13 protein-coding genes are annotated in these 19,176 nt (G+C 36.0%); all 13 read right to left on the bottom strand.

All coding sequences use genetic code 11. The features are described from left to right. Window positions 1–30 precede the first annotated feature (30 nt). The 13 genes from C0975_RS01095 to accC all read right to left on the bottom strand — a co-directional run bounded on the left by C0975_RS01095 (window position 31) and on the right by accC (window position 19,094). On the bottom strand, window positions 31–1,338 hold the full coding sequence (locus C0975_RS01095) for an SIR2 family protein (RefSeq protein WP_101774559.1): 1,308 nt from the start codon (window positions 1,336–1,338) through the stop codon (window positions 31–33). A 21-nt stretch (window positions 1,339–1,359) separates the two neighbouring features. Further along, window positions 1,360–2,751: a deoxyguanosinetriphosphate triphosphohydrolase gene (locus C0975_RS01090; RefSeq protein WP_101774558.1), complete on the bottom strand. Its 1,392-nt coding sequence runs from the start codon at window positions 2,749–2,751 to the stop codon at window positions 1,360–1,362. A gap of 474 nt (window positions 2,752–3,225) precedes the next feature. Then, window positions 3,226–4,305: an endonuclease/exonuclease/phosphatase family protein gene (locus tag C0975_RS01085; protein WP_101774557.1), complete on the bottom strand. Its 1,080-nt coding sequence runs from the start codon at window positions 4,303–4,305 to the stop codon at window positions 3,226–3,228. A 153-nt stretch (window positions 4,306–4,458) separates the two neighbouring features. Further along, window positions 4,459–5,484 carry a DUF6630 family protein gene (locus C0975_RS01080; RefSeq protein WP_101774556.1) on the bottom strand — a complete coding sequence of 342 codons (1,026 nt, stop codon included), beginning with the start codon at window positions 5,482–5,484 and terminating at the stop codon, window positions 4,459–4,461. 59 nt (window positions 5,485–5,543) lie between these two features. After that, entirely contained in the window at window positions 5,544–6,005 is a 462-nt protein-coding gene (locus tag C0975_RS01075; RefSeq protein WP_101774555.1) for a hypothetical protein, read from the bottom strand. A 184-nt stretch (window positions 6,006–6,189) separates the two neighbouring features. After that, the gene (locus C0975_RS01070) at window positions 6,190–8,964 is read right to left on the bottom strand and encodes a TrlF family AAA-like ATPase (protein ID WP_101774554.1); all 2,775 of its coding nucleotides are present in this window, start codon (window positions 8,962–8,964) and stop codon (window positions 6,190–6,192) included. Between the two features lie 92 nt (window positions 8,965–9,056). Further along, window positions 9,057–12,950: a phosphoribosylformylglycinamidine synthase gene (gene purL, locus C0975_RS01065; RefSeq protein WP_101774553.1), complete on the bottom strand. Its 3,894-nt coding sequence runs from the start codon at window positions 12,948–12,950 to the stop codon at window positions 9,057–9,059. Window positions 12,951–13,350: 400 nt separating this feature from the next. After that, window positions 13,351–13,650 (bottom strand): DNA-binding transcriptional regulator Fis, encoded by a 300-nt coding sequence (fis, locus tag C0975_RS01060; RefSeq protein ID WP_005723276.1) that lies wholly within the window; start codon window positions 13,648–13,650, stop codon window positions 13,351–13,353. After that, window positions 13,631–14,629, bottom strand: a complete 999-nt coding sequence (gene dusB / locus C0975_RS01055) for a tRNA dihydrouridine synthase DusB (RefSeq protein ID WP_101774552.1) — start codon at window positions 14,627–14,629, stop codon at window positions 13,631–13,633. Before dusB ends, fis begins: the two co-directional genes overlap by 20 nt. Before the next feature lie 242 nt (window positions 14,630–14,871). Then, window positions 14,872–15,753, bottom strand: coding sequence for a 50S ribosomal protein L11 methyltransferase (gene prmA, locus C0975_RS01050; protein WP_101774551.1), 882 nt, complete (start codon window positions 15,751–15,753; stop codon window positions 14,872–14,874). Window positions 15,754–15,994: 241 nt separating this feature from the next. Further along, window positions 15,995–17,428 (bottom strand): sodium/pantothenate symporter, encoded by a 1,434-nt coding sequence (gene panF / locus C0975_RS01045; protein WP_101774550.1) that lies wholly within the window; start codon window positions 17,426–17,428, stop codon window positions 15,995–15,997. Beyond that, the gene (locus tag C0975_RS01040; protein ID WP_101774549.1) at window positions 17,428–17,682 is read right to left on the bottom strand and encodes a YhdT family protein; all 255 of its coding nucleotides are present in this window, start codon (window positions 17,680–17,682) and stop codon (window positions 17,428–17,430) included. The genes panF and C0975_RS01040 overlap by 1 nt, the downstream gene beginning before the upstream one ends. A gap of 65 nt (window positions 17,683–17,747) precedes the next feature. After that, window positions 17,748–19,094 carry an acetyl-CoA carboxylase biotin carboxylase subunit gene (accC, locus tag C0975_RS01035; protein WP_101774548.1) on the bottom strand — a complete coding sequence of 449 codons (1,347 nt, stop codon included), beginning with the start codon at window positions 19,092–19,094 and terminating at the stop codon, window positions 17,748–17,750. Window positions 19,095–19,176 lie beyond the last annotated feature (82 nt).

Below are 19,176 nucleotides of genomic sequence, written 5' to 3'. Positions count from 1 at the left end.
TCTTTGTGCCATTTTTAATTTGAATCGGATTTATAACAAACCAACTAATTTTCTTGCATAGTCATTATAAATATTTTCTTCAACATATTCTTTAATTAAAAGTCGATTTTCAGGAATAATATTCCCCCAAGATTTTTGCCATTCTAGAGTCGCTTCCCAAGGTGTTGCCCATTCTCTTCTACCGCCTAACATCGACAATGATAACTGGACTCCCTCTAAAAAAATAGCTTTAAGTGGTGAATGATATAACTTAATAATACTGGCTAAATAGGCTAACCATAATGCAAGGTGGTAATATTGCTCCCACGCGCTATTTTGGCGAGTAAATTCAATTTTCTTTTTTAGAATACAATTAATTAAATTCAGCACATCTTCATCTTTTAAATCAATACCTAATGCCTGTATAGACGCTAAAATTTCAAATAAAGCAATATCTTTTTTTAAATATGAATCTGTATATTCTCTTCCGTTATATAAAACATTTTTAATATTTTCGATTTTCTTATCTTTTTTCTGTTTAACTAGTTTGGATTTCTCATTAACTGCCTTAAAAAAATCGTCAATTTCCATATTATCAATCACGCGAATACCAAAGCAATTTGAATAATAATCCTTGGTATACTGAGAAACATTATCTCTAGAAACGAAAAAAATATTAGAAGCAATATGCTGATCTGTAGAAAAGCCCTTATATTCATTAATAATGGCTTTTAAATTTGTATCTGACAAAGAATAACCTAATATCACAACAAGATTCTCATGTAAACATACACTTAACTTACGTGAAAAATAGGATTCATAGTTGATAAATTGAAAATAATCTTCAGCAGTCACCACCATTCCATCGGGCGCATCAATAGCGCCATGAATATGGTATATTTTTGTCTTAGCCGAACTTCTCGGTATTGGTTTTTTAGGCGAAAAACTCTGATAATTCTCTCCTGCTAATTGTTCCGCAAGCTTATCATAATTTGTCGTCAAAAGATGAAATGACTCATTCTTAAAAAATGTTTTAATATTTTCAATATCTGTTATTGCTAATTGAATATCCTGAATTATTTCGCTAATTTCCACATGAATGCTCTTCTTTTTATCTTGCAACAACCCAGCAATAAGCTGTGCTTTTTCTTCCAAATTTAAAGCTGCACTATATTCATTAGCTTCATCTAAAATATCTAAAGGTAACTCATTGCGTTGACAAACTTGTTGTAATAAATCACGCCAAGATGGTGCCTTTCCATCCGTAATTGCTTTTGTAAAGCCAGCGCCAGTAAACAGACATAACCGATTATGACTTAATGCATAAGCTATTTCAGTAAAAATATGATTTGCAGACATGTTCTAACTCCCTGTCATTTATCATGAAATTTTATTTCCAGATAATGTCATATAAAGTTCATATGCATAACTGTCTGTCATCCCTGAAATAAAATCTGTCACCATTAACACTCTTAAATAACATTTTTCTTGCTCAGAAACTGCCTTCTGAGCAAATTCACGATAGACTCGTTTATGATTCTCTGAAATGAGCTCAATTAGTTTTTGATGGAGTTTATGATCATTTTGATAACTAGGATCATCAAGTCCTTTGTAGTACAAGGCTGCAGGGATAAACTGATCTAGCAAAAATGTCAAAATAGTCCAACCTGAGACTTCAAGTTTAAGAATATTTTTATCAGTAAAAATATATTGATAAGAAAATGCTTTGAGGGCTTGATGCAGCGTTTCTCCATTACTACCTTTAAACAAATCATATTGATATTTTCCTGACATAATTTCTTTGTACTTTGAAGTGAAAATAAATTTCGCTCCAGACATTAATCTTGTTCGTATATCAAGAAAAAATCGATTTTGATTTTCTTCTTCAGACATTACTGTTTGAAGTAAATACTTATTTAAAGTTGGATTAGTAACTGCCTTACTATTATACTCTTGTAAAAAATCACGAAATTTCTGAAAAGAAACTACATTTTTCTTAATTGCATCTTCAATGTCTGCTGTTAAATAAGCAATATCATCTGCAGCTTCCAAAATAAAAGTCAATGGATGGCGATTTTTACCTACTTGTGTTGTTGAAGTGATCGTATTAAAAATCGTCTTTTCTGATTGAAAATAGCCAATTTTTTTATGTGTCACTAAATTGTTATCTTTTGGCTCATTAGAACAGCTTGTATACTTAATCATGGTATTCAATGTTGCGCAGGTTAAATCCATCCCATGATTACCCGAAAATTCATGTAGTTTTGTCACCAATCTCAATGCTTGTGCATTCCCTTCAAAATGTTGCAAATCCAATAAATATGCTTTTTCAAATGGTATATCTTTTAATAAAGCTGAAAATTTTTCTTGAAACCAACTTGCAATAATGTATTCACCAAAATGACCAAAAGGTGGATTACCAATATCATGTAATAAGCTTGCACTTTCTACAATTCGACAAATATCATCACGCTGTTTTTCTGTTATTTTCGGCTCAAAATTAGCCTCAATAATATACTGACAAATATTTGTCGCAAGCTCTCTCGCAATCATTGCAACTTCAATTGAATGCGTTAAACGCGTATGAACAAAATCATTTCTTTCTAATGGGAAAACTTGGGTTTTATCCTGCAGGCGTCGAAATGCTGGACTAGTCACTATTCTTTTATAATCACTTGCAAAAGATGAAATTTCAGTTTCATTACTTTTTGTTTCATTATTATCAATATGGCTTAATCTTGCTGAATTTAATAAATTTTGCCAAGCAAACATCATGTTCTCCTTTACATAAAAATGGGTAATATCTTATGCAAATATTACCCATTTTTTATAGTAATTGTCCGCGATCACTATCACACTAATAAAAATATATTTAATATCACTAACTATTATTATTTTCTCGCGTATATCAAATATCGTAACTATCGGTATATTAATCTAAAAATACTATTACACTACAAATACAAAATTTTTAACTACGATTTTTCCATAATTCAACATAATAATGGTAATTCCTGTCTCTTTCTTTTTAATGGATAAGTACCCAAATAAAGAATCGTAATCTCAACTTACGTACCTATCTAAATAAATTTTACTGCTATAGCCAGTATTAATAGAGACTATTCTCAGCTTTCAGAATAAATATATTATTCCGCTAAAAGCTTTGATGACTTGCTTATTCTTTCAGAAGGCAACAGATAAACATAATAATACACAAATATTTCAGACCCTATTAGCCCATCTTTATCAATACTTTTCTTCAACAACTTTCTTCTCAGGCTCTGCCTGATCAATTTTTTCTTGAGCCAATTCATGATCAGCATCCTCTACATCTGGCTCAGACTGAGCTACTTCAACACAAGGATGATATTGAAAACAGCCATAAACTGGAAAATGATCGGAACCAATATCAGATAACACGCGAATATCACGCATCATAAAATCATTACTATGATAAATATGATCTAACGGCCAACGTAAAAAAGGATATTTTGCATGGAAAGTACTATATAAACCGCGCCCAACTCGCGGATCAAGCAAGCCACTGGTTTTCTGAAATAAACGCGATGTCGATGACCAAGCAACATCATTTAAATCACCAAATACCAATACTGATTGGTTATTTTTACTAATTTCTTGTCCAACTAATAATAACTCAGCATCACGTTGTGTTGAGGTAGCACTTTCGGTTGGTGTTGGCGGCATAGGATGTAAACAATACAAATGAATCCATTCACCTGACCACAAACAAGCTTGTGTATAAATTGATGGAATATCCTCTTGCACCCAATGCCGTACTTCTGTATTACGCAATGGCAAGCGACTATATAAATGCATACCATATAAATTATCAAGTGGAATTTTCACAGTATAACTGTACTGTTTTTCTAATGAAGCAAGCTTATCCTCCCACCACAAATCTGTTTCTAAAGTAAGCACGATATCTGGCTGCCATTTTTCAATTAAAGCCAATAGTTTATCCACTTGTCGATTTGGTGTGAGCACATTAACTGTCAACAATGAAATACTACGCTGATTTCGCTCACCCTGATAATGTAATACTTGCGGGCGAGATAACGCAGTATAAGCTAGAATCTCCCAAATTTGATATCCCATACAAACTAAATTGAGTAATTGCATAAGGATAAACAACCACGTTGGCTCAGGTCGCAAAAACCAGCCTATTCCAAGACAAAATAAATTAAGTAGTGCAATCTGCAAACGAGGGAAATCAAAAATTCGTACCGTCCAATGATTAAACGGCAAAAAAGGCAGTAATGTAGCAATAACTGGGAGACTAAGAAAACTAAAAACGAACCAATCCATTGTGCTAATAAATGTCAATAATTTGTTAAAAGTTAGACAATAGTAGCATTATTAATAACAGAGGAAAATATCACATGCAGAAAAGTGCGGTCATTTTTAGCCAACTTTTTAAAATATAAAAAATAAGATTACGCATTTTCACTCTCTTCCTATTTAAAAAGGCACAATATCCAAATCTAACACTCTTGCTAGCTGTAAAATCCGCTTTTTATCTCGCTGTTTACAAACAAATAGGCAATATGAGTCTTGTTCTGTTTCAATATTTAACAACGTATAGTCACTCTTTTTCTCTAAACGCTCGATAATTTCATAAGGTTCAAGCGCTTTTTTCGGTAATTTGAATTTTTTACCAATCACCTCTGATAAGTATTCACTTAACTCTTCATTATCAATACGCCAATCCGTATCAAGCGCTGTTAACATTGGTAGCAATAAGAAGCGATAGCTTAAAAATGCTAATTCAGGTTTATCACCTTCCGCTGCATAGCCTTGTTCGACTAAATCCAGTAGGCATTTTTCAGGCGCCTCTTGAATTTGTTGATAACGTTTTTTAAATTCCTCTTTATCATGAACATTTAATAAAGTAGTGAACTCATGCAACGCTTCTGTAACGTCAATTGGTTCTGCTGCATCAATATCTAATTTTTCGCACATAAAATCGACAGCTTCTTCAAGTAATTGCAGATAAGCATGATAAGTGTCCTGACTTGGATCTAGCAACTGGCTATTACGCATTTCTTTGAATAGATTGCCCGTTGTTGGTGAGGTATAAAGCAACTCCATATCATCCTTACCTTCATGATCTTGGCAAGGTATGCAAATAAAAGTGACATATTCTGTATTATAGTATTTCTTCAATGCTGGATTTAGCGGAGAAAAGAAATTGAATTTAATCGCAAAAAATCGCCAATTGTCTCCCTCAATCATCTCCGCAGGGCTAGGTGGTGTGATATTCGCCTTGCTCATCAGTTCTGCAAGCGGCGTATAAAAATCTTCATAGCCCGCTTGAGTTAAGAAATGCGTACCCAAATCTTTAGTGGCTTCAGGAATATCTTCAGGATAATAGTAATATTGTGCCTTTAACGCCATACCAAATGGTGATTTAGCGAAATAAAAACGGTATTGGCTATGTTGTAAAACATAGTCTTCAATCTTCTTCAGCTTTTCAATTAACGTCATCTTGCTCTCCGTTAAAAAGTGCGGTCAAATTTGCAGAAATTTCTAGCATACTTTACTCACTAAAAATACACATCAACATAATCAGCCACAAGTTCACAAGGATTCTCCATTTGTTGTAAACGCCAATATTTGCGTTTGCCTGTCGCCCGAAATTCATACGTACCCTGTCGTGTACATGCTTTGCCATTGTTAATATGATCAACACGCGTGACAATTTCCCCTGTAAAAAGAAATGCGTTTTCATCGATCACTTTAATTCTGCCAAATAAAGAGACAAAATTCCCATTTAACTCTTGTATCCCTTCAATACTTAACCCATCGGCATCTCTTAAGATATCCACTGAGCCAAGCTTTTCCCAACTCACCCACTGTAAAGAAAGTTTGTGCTTTCCAATCAATTTATTTTCAATTTTAGTTATTTGCTCTGGCGTGAATAACTGAGATTGAGCATTGACACTTAACCAACAAAGACTTCCCAAAAGAACAACATATAGGGACTGGAGGTATTGACGTTTTTTCATAAATAAAATCCTAATAAAAGCAAAAACAGCTTGTTTATTATACGATAGTATTGATTAAAAAACTGTTATATCTGAAATATGTTGTTGATCGCGGTTATTTATGTTGTGGTTTGTGATGAATATTTTATATTCTAAAGAAAAGAAAAAGGCACTCGTGAAACACGAGCGCCATCTAACCATTTGATTAAAAACTATATTTCCTTTCTCTTAACTTGAATGCCTGCTCACCACCTTCTAAGATTTCACAAATATGTTCCCTAATACTTTTTTTAGCAAGAGTTAAAGTGCTTTCTTTCTCTGCTTTAATGCTTTCAATACTACCACTTATATATTCAAACTTCTTGCCATTTGTATTAAATGATTTAGAACCATGTTGATTTGCAACAATAACTAGTTCACTATCAGCATTTATAACAACATTTGGGTTGTGAGTAACCAAGATTATTTGCCGCTCTGATTTTTTCGCCTTAAGATAACTTACTAGTTCTGAATAAATAGCTCTATTATCTAGATCATCTTCTGGTTGATCAATAATAATGGGGCATTTACTATCGCTACACTCTAAATTAAGTTTTAATACTACGAATGCCTTTTTACCTTGCGACATATTATTATAGCTATCTTCATCATAGATAACATCGTATTTTAATTTAAACCAAGAGTCACTAAAAAACTTAGTAATAAATTCCTGTAGAGAAAGATTATTTCTTAGTTTTATACTCCGATTAGTTAATCCATCTCTTATTTCATTAAAAAATTGATATAGCTCCATTTTATTTTTTATTAAAGGTATTTCAGAAACTAAACGTTGAGCCAGCCCAGATCTTTGATCAATAAATCCTTCAATGAATCCTTTAAAAGAAATTACTTGAAACTCTTGACTAGATTTTATTATTAGTTGTTCTTCATTAAATGGCATTTGATTTATAGAATCAATTAAATTATCTAACTCATCAAACATTAATCGCCAATTATTTTCTATATTGTTATATTTCTCATCGGCTAATCTTTCTAATGATTTAATTTCGGTATTAATCTCTTCAATAGCAATTTTCTTAGTTTTTTCTTGCTCAAGCTGATTTAATATAGGAGTAGCTTGCAAAGATTTTTCTAATAAACTCTTAACTCTATTAAATAGAGCGTCATTCTCTATTTCGCTATTCAATATAGACAATCTATCTATCTCATCCACTAATTTGTTTCTATACTCTTTCTGACTTTCATTAATTTTACTTTCTATATATTTTGGGATATCACAAAGATCATGAGAAAGATTCCAAGGAATATCTATATATGAAGGTATACCAGGTTTAATTTGGAAGCTGAAAATATCAGCTATTCTTAGAGTATCTAACTTATTCAATATACTAGTTATCTTATCAAATTTTTCATGGTTTTCTAAAAATACCTTATTTTTATTATTATAGTATTCTAAATCCTGTTCATTTAACTCAGATAAATTGAGCTGATTAATTTTTTCATTTAAATTAGCTATTTGAGATAGAACATCATTATAATTACCAAGTTTTTCTAATGATTGATTAAGAACCTTTATCTTTTCTTGAGCATTAGAATACTCAGTTAAATTAGCAGTGTTACTAATTTTAATATTGCCTATTGCCTCATCATATTTATCAAAAATATCCGTTTTTTGTTGTAATAATATGTCCTTAATAATATCTTCAATGCCTTTATTTGTTGATTTTTGGTACATATGCCCTTGATAAAAATACTCAACTCTCCTTGAGTTATCCTCTTTCCCATCTTTCCAAATAATTTGTAAATTACTAGATAATTTTTCTATATGAGAGAGTTTATTTTCGCTTTCTTCATTTCCAGCTAAAGGCTTATTCAGTTTTTTAGCTAAGCATTGTAAAAGAGTAGATTTTCCAGATGAACGTCCACCTATAATTGTAGTTAAATTCTGATTAAAATATATATATTCATTAGCTACGTCATTATCAGCTAGATTATCTAGTTTTATATGATCAATTACTTCATAATCATTTTTAAATTCTGGAACTGTAGCGCCTATATGAACTCGACTCTCAGGTTCATAGAGAATTTGTTTTAAACCTTCAAAAGTTGGATCTGCTTTTATCCAACAATAACGTTGCTGATCGGGTTCAAAAAGCTTATTCTCAGTATGAGCATCACTTCCGTGGATACAAGGTTTCAAAAAGCCTAATCTATCAATTATTTTTTCAGAGCTATCCTTTCCATTACCTAAAAAATAATTTCGATCACTTATTTTAGATGAAAAAATTCCGTCCGCTTGTCTATAAATTGAGTCTCTCAACTCTGAATTAGAACTAGTACTACCTAAGAGTTCTTCGTGAGTTTTTAATCCTGAAACACCATCATTATCACCATTTGCAACAAAAACCAGACAATTTTCTTTTAATAATTTATTTTCGTTAATAATTTTAATTAGCCTATTATAATCTACACAAAAATGCTTTATTCCTTCAAGATATGCTTCTTCATCATTAAGTCTAGAGTTTCTATGTTTCCCTAGTTTAATTAAGCCATGTCGATTTAATGAAGCACTCGAATCAGTGCTGATAGGAAATTCAATTTTTGTAAGCAGACTATTTTCCACTTCCTCTATAAATGCTGGGTTAAATAATATATGAATATTAATCAAAGATTTTCTCGCTATTTTATCTAATCTTAACTCAATATTAGGAATAATAAAAATATCACTAACCTTATCTTTCTCATCATCTGTAAATTTATTATTTATATAAATATTCTCCTTAAAATTTAAAACTTTTTTATAATTATCAATATTAAGATAATCTGTTATCCCAATTACTTTAATATCTTTTTCAATTGCCTTTCTAAATAGAATCTCACAATATTCATTCATATCTTTAGATTCAAATTGATCATTCTTTGCTGTATTTTTAGTATGAACATGGAGATCCCAACGCCCCCATTCAGAGCCTCTCAACATATAACATTCCTTATTTTGATAACGATAAAAAATGGATAATAAATTTTTTTATTATCCATTTATTCAGAAAAATTTCAGTGAGCTAATTCACATTATTTCAAACTAATCCGTGCATTTCTAAACAATCTCATCCACGCCCCATCTTCACTCCAATCTTCTGGATACCATGAGTTGGATACGGTGCGGAATACACGTTCTGGGTGTGGCATCATGATGGCGACACGTCCGTCTTGGTTGGACAATGCGGTGATACCTTCTACGGAGCCGTTCGGATTGGCTGGGTAGATTTCCGTTGGATTGAGGTTGTTGTCGATGTATTGCGCCACGATTAAGTGTTGATCTTTTAACATCTGTAACTGTTGAGCGTGTTTAAACTCGACACGTCCTTCACCGTGCGACACTGCGATTGGCATATGTGAACCCGCCATGCCTTGGAACCAAACTGAGTTGGTATCATTGATACGTACCAGTGCTGCACGCGCTTCGAAACGTTCGGATTTATTACGCACGAAACGTGGCCAAGCTTCTGTACCTGGGATAATTTCAGCAAGATTGGAAACCATCTGGCAACCGTTACACACCCCTAAAGTGAGGGTGTTTGGATTGGCAAAGAATTCGCTAAATTGATCACGCAACATTGGGTTAAATAGGATGGATTTCGCCCAACCACCACCTGCGCCAAGCACATCACCATAAGAGAAACCACCACATGCCACTAACGCATTGAAGTCTTTTAAGTGATGACGAGCGTTATGTAAATCGCTCATATGTACGTCAATGGCGTCAAAGCCTGCACGGTCAAAGGCTGCAGCCATTTCGTAATGGCTATTGACCCCTTGTTCACGTAAGATCGCAATGCGCGGTTTCTTGCCAGTGACAATGTAAGGTGCAGCAATATCTTCGTTAATGTCGTAGGTTAAATAGGCAGAGAAACCTTTATTGTCAGGATCTTTTTTCGCCTCGAACTCTTGGTCAGCACATTCTGGGTTATCACGTAAACGTTGCATTTGGTGGGTTAATTCCGCCCAAATGCCACGTAACTCCGAACGTTTTTGGCTAAATAATAATTTAGTGCCACGGGAAATTTCGATGCGATCTTCTGTCGTCACTTCGCCCAATTCTTTGGTTAAGTGGATTAAACCATGTTGTGATAAAACATCACGTACATAGCTTAAATCGCTCTCACGCACTTGAATCACCGCGCCTAATTCTTCGTTAAATAACACGGCAAGATCGTTATCGCCTAATGCGCTGATATGGATCGATAAACCACAGTTACCCGCAAACGCCATTTCGGCAAGAGTGGCGATTAAACCACCGTCTGAACGATCGTGGTACGCCAAGAGTTTTTGCTCTGCCACCAACGCTTGCATGGCATTGAAGAAGTGTTTCAGATTTTCAACATTTACTACATCCGCTGGTTGATCACCGAGTTGTTTATACACTTGCGCAAGTGCGGTTGCCCCTAGGCGATTTTTGCCTTCGCCTAAGTCAATTAATAATAAGCGGCTGTGACCTTTATCGGTACGTAATTGTGGTGTGACTGTTTTGTGGACATCTTCTACACGTGCGAATGCACTGATGACTAAGGATAAAGGTGCCGTCACGGTTTTTTGCTCACCGTTTTCATGCCACGTGGTTTTCATTGACATAGAGTCTTTGCCCACGGGAATGGTTAAGCCAAGTTGTGGACAAAGTTCTTCACCTACGGCTTTCACCGCTTGATATAAGCCGGCATCCTCCCCTTCGTGACCTGCGGCAGACATCCAGTTCGCTGATAATTTAATACGTTTAATGTCGCCAATGTTAGTTGCTGCAATATTGGTTATCGATTCTGCCACCGCTAAACGCGCCGAGGCAGCGAAATCTAATAAGGCTACGGGTGCACGTTCACCCATTGACATGGCTTCACCGTGATAGCTGTCTAAACTTGCTGTAGTGACTGCACAGTCTGCCACTGGAATTTGCCATGGACCGACCATTTGATCACGTGCCACCATACCGGTAACAGAACGATCACCAATGGTAATTAAGAAGGTTTTTTCTGCCACTACAGGTAAGCGTAACACTCGGTGGAACGCCTCTTTTAAGTCGATTTGTGAGTGATCTAAAGCAGTACCTTCTACGGTTTTGGATATGACATCACGGGTCATTTTCGGCGTTTTGCCCAATAACACATTCATTGGTAAATCAATTGGGTTATTGTCAAAATGATCATCATGTAAGGTTAAATGCTCTTGTTCTGTGGCTTCACCAATCACAGCAAAGGGCGCTCGTTCACGCTCACAAAGTGCGGTAAATAATTCGAGTTTTTCAGGGGCGACCGCTAACACATAACGTTCTTGCGATTCGTTACACCAAATTTCTAACGGGCTCATACCACGTTCATCACTTAAGATCTTGCGTAGTTCAAATTTCCCGCCACGACCGCCATCATGTACGAGTTCTGGCATCGCATTCGATAAACCACCTGCACCCACATCGTGAATAAAGAGAATGGGGTTATCCTCACCTAACTGCCAGCAACGGTCGATCACTTCTTGGCAACGACGTTCCATTTCTGGGTTATCCCGTTGTACCGAAGCAAAATCTAAATCTTCTTTTGATTTGCCTGATGCCATGGAAGATGCTGCACCACCACCTAAACCAATGTTCATGGCAGGTCCTCCTAATACGATCAGTTTTGCCCCGACAGGAATTTCGCCTTTTTGCACGTGTTCCGCACGGATATTCCCAATCCCGCCGGCTAACATGATTGGCTTGTGGTAACCACGCACTTCTTCGCCCGCAAAACTCTTGACTTTTTCTTCATAAGTACGGAAATAACCCAATAACGCAGGGCGACCAAATTCGTTGTTAAATGCTGCACCGCCTAAAGGTCCTTCGATCATAATATCGAGCGCAGAAGCAATGCGATTTGGTTTAGACACTGGATTTTCCCAAGCTTGTTCAAAACCTGGGATCACCAAATTAGATACCGAAAAGCCCACTAAACCCGCTTTTGGTTTGGCACCACGTCCCGTTGCGCCTTCATCACGGATCTCACCACCAGATCCTGTTGCCGCCCCAGGGAAGGGTGAAATCGCGGTTGGGTGGTTGTGGGTTTCCACTTTCATTAAGATATGCGTATCTTCATTGTGATAGCGATACTGCCCATCTTGATCCGGGAAGAAGCGCCCCACTTTTGATCCTTCCATCACTGCGGCGTTATCTTTATAGGCAGAAAGCACATGATCTGGGGTTTTCTCAAAGGTATTTTTAATCATTTTAAACAAGGATTTTTCTTGTTTTTCACCATCAATGATCCAGTCTGCATTAAAAATTTTATGGCGGCAATGCTCTGAGTTTGCCTGTGCGAACATATAAAGCTCAATGTCATTTGGATTACGTCCAAGTGCAGTGAAATTTTCGAGCAAATAATCAATTTCATCTTCTGCTAAAGCTAAACCCAATTCAACATTAGCACTTTCTAGCGCTTGACGACCGCCAGTAAGAATATCAACTGTCGTAAATGGTTTTGGTTCTTGCTGGTCAAATAAGGTTTGTGCCTCTTCTGGCTTACGGATGATACCTTCTAACATTCTATCGTGAATATGTGAAACTAATTTTTGTTGCTCTTCTTCAGTTAAAGTACGTTCAAATTCAAAATAGAATGCTAATCCACGTTCTAAACGATTCACTTTATTTAAACGACAATTATGTGCAATATCTGTCGCTTTTGATGACCAAGAAGAAATCGTTCCAATACGAGGAATCACGATAAAACATTCTCCTACAGGTTCATGCTCAGCGAGTGTTGGTCCATAATGCAACAGCTGATCTAATTTAGCCGTTTCTTCTTCAGTTAACGTTTCAACCAAATTCGCAAAGTGTAAATATTCGGCATAACAAGATTTCACTGGCAACCTAGATTTTTGGAAAGTCGTTGCTAATTGATTTAAACGGAATTCAGAAAGCGCAGGAGAACCACGAAAAATTTGTAACATAGGATTAGCCCTGTTGAGTTAAATAAATTGAAAAAATTGTAGGTTATTATAAAGGAAATTTACTTGAAACGAAAACGTTTGCGCGGATATTTATATCCCACCCAGCGAGAATCAAAGTGCGGTCAATTTTGGCAAAATTTTATAAGATAGCTTGTTATTATGTCAGCAAATACAACAAGTACCATTTGAAATGACTGTGGCAACACAATAGCTTGTGTCTGCAAGTTAAAATCATTTATTTAAAATTGCTGAATACAAACATGATGCTCTTTATTAGAACAAGATTTCAGCTTTTACTAACTCGCTAAAATGATTGATGAACAAACTGGAGCTATATAGAAAAAGGCGAACCTAAGTTCGCCTTCTCTAACTAAAAATTAATTAAAAATACAATGGCTAATTAACCCATGCCGTATTTTTTTAGTTTTTTACGCAAAGTTCCGCGATTAATGCCTAGCATTGTCGCTGCACGAGTTTGGTTACCACGCGTATATTGCATGACCATATCTAGCATAGGGTGCTCAACTTCCGCTAATACCAATTCATAAAGCTCATTGACATCCTGACCATCTAATTGCGATAAATAATTTCGCAATGCTTGTTTCACTGAATCGCGTAATGGTTTATTTGTTACCTGAGATTGTGAATTTAACACTGATACAGTTAATGCATCAGCTGGATTACGTTGTTGTTCTAACATTTTTTTCTTTATCCATCAGAATCAAATTAAAAAAATCTTCTAAAGCAATCAATTGTTCTTTGGGATCAGTAATTGCATTAAAAGCCTGTCTAAAAACGGGATTAGCTTGAATTCCCTGTAAGTACCAAGCAACGTGTTTACGTGCAATACGACATCCTTTCTCTGCACCATAAAAATGATGAAGGTCTTGGATATGCTGTAAAATCACATTACATTTCTCGTTTAAACTTGGCTCTAAAACAATCGAGTCTTTTTCAATTAAGCCTTCCATCACTTGGAAAAGCCACGGATTGCCTAATGAACCACGTCCGATCATTATTGCATCTGCGTTGGTATAGTTGAGAACATACTTTGCTTTTTCAGCAGAAGTAATGTCGCCATTAGCTATGACAGGAATAGAAATTTGTTGCTTAACCGCTTTGATATTGTCATATTCAGCTTCCCCCTCGAACATACAACTCCTTGTTCGCCCGTGGATAGTTAAAGCTTGAACACCACATTGCTCTGCAATTCTAGCGATTTCGACACAATTTCGGTTATCTCGATCCCAACCAGTTCTTATTTTTAAAGTGACTGGCACACAAACAGCATTAACAACAGCATCAAGAATACGTTTAACCAAATCAGGATATTGTAAAAGTGCAGAGCCAGCCATTTTACGATTTACTTTTTTGGCAGGACACCCCATATTGATATCAATAAGTTCTGCCCCATACTCGACATTGACTTGAGCAGCTTTCGCCATTTCATCAGGATTACAACCTGCTATTTGCACAGCATTAATTCCCGCCTCTTGGTGATGAGCCAAACGCAGCTTCGATTTTTCTGTATGCCAAACTTGTGGATTTGTTGACATCATTTCGGAGAAAGTTAAGCCTGCCCCATAATGAGCACAGATTCGCCGAAAAGGTTGATCAGTAATTCCCGCCATTGGGGCTAACAGAATGCGATTTTTAAGTTGATAAGAACCAATTCGCATTTACTACCTCTCAAACATCATAAATCCTGATATTATCAGTTTGACACCCACCCTAACCGACAAGGGTCGCTATAATACGCACTTTTGCCTCATTTGCAAAGCATATTTTTTATACAAAAAGCATTTTTTTTATGTTTTTTGATTTTTATTAACAATGCAACCGTTTTCTTGATTAAAATTTAAATAAAACTTGACAATTTATTGTTCAGTTCAATTTTTGTACTAGAATATAGCTTCATTATCTATTTAATTTTTCCCGTAATCCGACACCATTCTTCGCGTTCTTGCACAGGTTCTAAAGCAAATTTTTGTGCATAAGCCTCACAAACAGATGATGCTTGCGTCGCTAAAATACCAGAAAGCCCTAAAACGCCATTGGTGTTAACAAGTTGACTAATCACGGGATAAAGCGCTTTTAAAGGACCTGCGAGAATATTTGCAACCACAACATCCGCTTTTAAATCTGTAGGTTGATCATCAGATAAAAATAACTGTAAGCGATCTGCAACCCCATTTTGTTCTGCATTATTACGGCTTGCTAGAATAGCTTGTGGGTCGATATCAATACCAATTGCGCTTTTAGCCCCTAATTTCAATGCTGCAATCGCAAGAATGCCTGAACCACAGCCAAAATCAATGACCGTTTTATTGGTTAAATCTAAACCATCTAACCATTCTAAACATAATGCAGTGGTCGGATGTGTCCCTGTTCCGAAAGCTAAACCAGGATCAAGCATCACATTGACTGCATTTTCATCAGGAACCTCACGCCAACTTGGACAAATCCATAAACGTTGACCAAATTGCATTGGATGAAAATTATCCATCCATTCCCGTTCCCAATCCTTATCTTCAATTTGCTCAATTTTATATGCAGAATTAGCATCAAGATATTGCGCTTCTCTAAGGTTCTCAACGATTTGCTGCATATCAGTTTCAGCATCAAATAATGCAACGACATCAGTATTACCCCATAAGCGCGTTTCACCCGGTAATGGCTCAAAAATTGGTGTATCTTGACTATCCATAAAAGTGACAGATACTGCACCAATTTCTTCTAAATAATCACTCATTGGTTCTGCTTGTATATTTGTACTATTAATTCGAATCTGGATCCAAGCCATAATGTTTTCCTTTATTACCTTTATAACTATCCTTTTCTCTTAAGCTACCTGAATATAGCGGATTCTTTGATTCAATTTGAGATAGTTACTTTAACTAAGTTAGCAACTACAACATTCACTATAAAAAATTGTGTGAAAAAGAGAAAAGTAACTTAATCAGGATATTATTTATTCGTTTCACTTAGTCAAAACTACAATAGCAGTATTCAAACCTAAGTATTTAACTCATTCCCAATATTTTTTAAAACTTAATTATCTTCTTCTCACCAACCTTATTCCCAACTAGAAATGCCACTAATCCGAATACTAATGAAGGAACAATAGCATGGAAATTAAATAATTTAATCGAGAATGAAGTGAGCAAAATATAAGTTGCTAAACCGACTACCATTGAGCTTATCGCGCCATAAGCATTTGCTTTATCCCAATATAAACCGAGGATAATAACCCATAAGAATGCAGCTTCTAATCCACCAAAAGCAAATAAATTTAGCCAAATAATCATATCTGGCGGATTTAATGCAGCAAGAATTAAAAGTGCGGTCAAAATTAGCGTAATTAGAGAAGAAAGCCAGCTAATTTTACGCTGATTCTGTGCCATTTCAGGTTTAGCAGATAAATACAGATCTTTAACAAAGATCGATGAAGATTGAATTAATTGTGCATCAATGGTCGACATGATGGCAGACATGGGTGCTGCTAAAAAGATACCAGCAACAATAGGTGGCAAGACTTGTAGCATTAAACTTGGAATTACTTGGTCTGGAATAGTTAAATCAGGTAAAACTACACGACCTAATGCACCTGACAAATGCATACCGAGCATAACAATACTTAACACGATAGTCCCAATTAACATACCACTATGTAAGGCTTTACTATCTTTAAACGCCATACAGCGTACGGCAGTATGTGGTAAACCAACTACACCAAAACAAACTAAGATCCAAAAAGATGCCATAAATTGAAAATCAAGCATCTCATTCGGTCCATAGGGACTAACTAAATCAGGATTAATTTCTGTCAATTTTTGCACCGCACTTTCAACACCACCAGCTGCATAAATAACGCCACCAAGTAGAATCAGCGTACCAAAAATCATGACTGTCCCCTGAATCGTATCTGTCAAGACGACAGCACGAAAACCGCCAATGAAGGTATAAATTCCGACAGTTAAGGCAAAAATCAGTAATGCGCTACGGTAATCAATGCCAATCGTACTTTCTAATAATCTTGCCCCCCCAATAAACTGTACTGTCATCGCAGCAAAAAATGCGATTAACAGCGCAATACTGGCAACCCAAACCAAATACTTATTTTTATAGCGATGAAGTAACAAATCGTTAATAGTTAACGCTTTGCTTTCACGTGAAAGAAGTGCAAATTTTTTACCTAAAGCACCTAATGCAAGCCAAACAGCTGGTACTTGAATCATCGCTAACAATACCCAACCTAAACCAAATTTATAAGCAGCACCAGGTCCACCAATAAATGAGCTTGCGCTCGCATAGGTTGCTGCTGTTGTCATGGCTAGCACAAACCCTGTCATAGAGCGACTGCCCACATAATATTCTGTTAAAAAATCCCCTTTTTGACGTTTTACATAAGCATAAATCGCAGCACCAAATACAAAAGTTAAATAGATAACTAAAGGGAGCACAATACCTAAATTCATTATTGTTGCTCCTCTTGCTCATGATCTAAATCCATATCTTGATAGACGATTTTAATGACCCAATAAGCAACCACAATAAATAAGATAGGTAAATAAATACATGCTAATTCAAACCATAACGGAAATCCAATGGGTCCTGAAGTTCCTTTCGGTAAGTAAGCACACAAACACCAACCTATTACATACAAAATAGTTAAGCCTAATGCCCAACGAGCTTCCTTAGTAGCTTGTTTATAACGAGAAAGTTTGCTCATAAAATCATCCATATATAAAAAAAGTGGAGCAAATCCACTTTTTTGTTTAACACAAGCATGATTAATTAATCACGCATACCTAATTTCTTCTCAAGGTAATGAATATTCGTTCCACCTTGTTGGAAATTTTCATCTGCTAAAATTAATTCATGCAATGGAATATTCGTTTTAATTCCGCTAATAATGGTTTCACCTAATGCATTTTGCATACGACGAATAGCAACTTCACGAGTATCACCATACGTAATCAATTTAGCAATCATTGAATCATAATGTGGCGGTACGGTATAGCCTGCATAGACATGAGAATCCCAACGCACACCTAATCCCCCTGGCGAATGTAAATGCTCTACTTTGCCTGGTGAAGGCAAGAACGATTTTGGATCTTCTGCATTAATACGACATTCCATAGCATGACCACGTACTTTAACATCTTCTTGTTTAATCGACAGTGGCAAACCTGCTGCAATACGTAATTGTTCTTTAACCAGATCCACGCCTGTAATCATTTCTGTGACTGGATGTTCCACTTGAATACGGGTATTCATTTCGATGAAATAGAACTCACCATTTTCATATAAGAACTCAAAAGTACCCGCGCCACGATAACCAATTTCAATGCAAGCTTTTGCACAGCGTGTACCAATATCACGGCGCACTTCTTCAGAAATACCTGGCGCAGGTGCTTCTTCCACGACTTTTTGATGACGGCGCTGCATTGAACAATCACGTTCCGCTAAATAAATTGCATTACCATGTGTATCTGCTAATACTTGAATTTCAATATGACGTGGATTTTCTAAATATTTTTCCATGTATACCATGTCATTATTAAATGCCGCCTTAGCTTCCGCTTTAGTCATTGCAATAGATTCTTCTAAAGAAGATTCATCACGCACAACACGCATACCACGACCGCCACCGCCGCCAGATGCTTTAATAATTACAGGATAACCAATACGTTTCGCAATTTCTTTATTTTTTGCCATGTCAGAACCAACTGGTCCATCAGAACCAGGTACGCAAGGTACGCCAGATTTTTTCATCGCTTCAATCGCGGAAACTTTATCTCCCATTAAGCGAATCACATCTGCTGTGGGTCCAATAAACACAAAGCCGGATCGCTCTACTTGCTCAGCAAAATCTGCATTTTCAGATAAAAAGCCATACCCCGGATGAATTGCATCAGCACCCGTCACTTCGGCTGCGGCAATGATCGCTGGAATATTCAGATAACTTTTCGCTGAAGGCGCAGGACCGATACAAACAGTTTCATCAGCAAGTAAAACATGTTTTAATTCACGGTCTGCTGTGGAATGCACCGCAACGGTCTTAATGCCTAATTCTTTGCAAGCACGCAAAATACGTAGCGCAATTTCACCACGATTGGCAATAACAACTTTCTCTAACATAAGAAAATTCCACTTGTGAGTTAAATAGTAAAATCACTATTTAAAATAAATTAATATGAAAAATAAGCGATATGATATCGCT

It is taken from the genome of Pasteurella oralis (assembly GCF_002850605.1).
In the GTDB taxonomy this organism is placed as follows: domain Bacteria; phylum Pseudomonadota; class Gammaproteobacteria; order Enterobacterales; family Pasteurellaceae; genus Pasteurella; species Pasteurella oralis.
The sequence above is the reverse complement of the archived record's forward strand: the minus strand, read 5'-3'. Positions and strand labels throughout refer to the sequence as shown.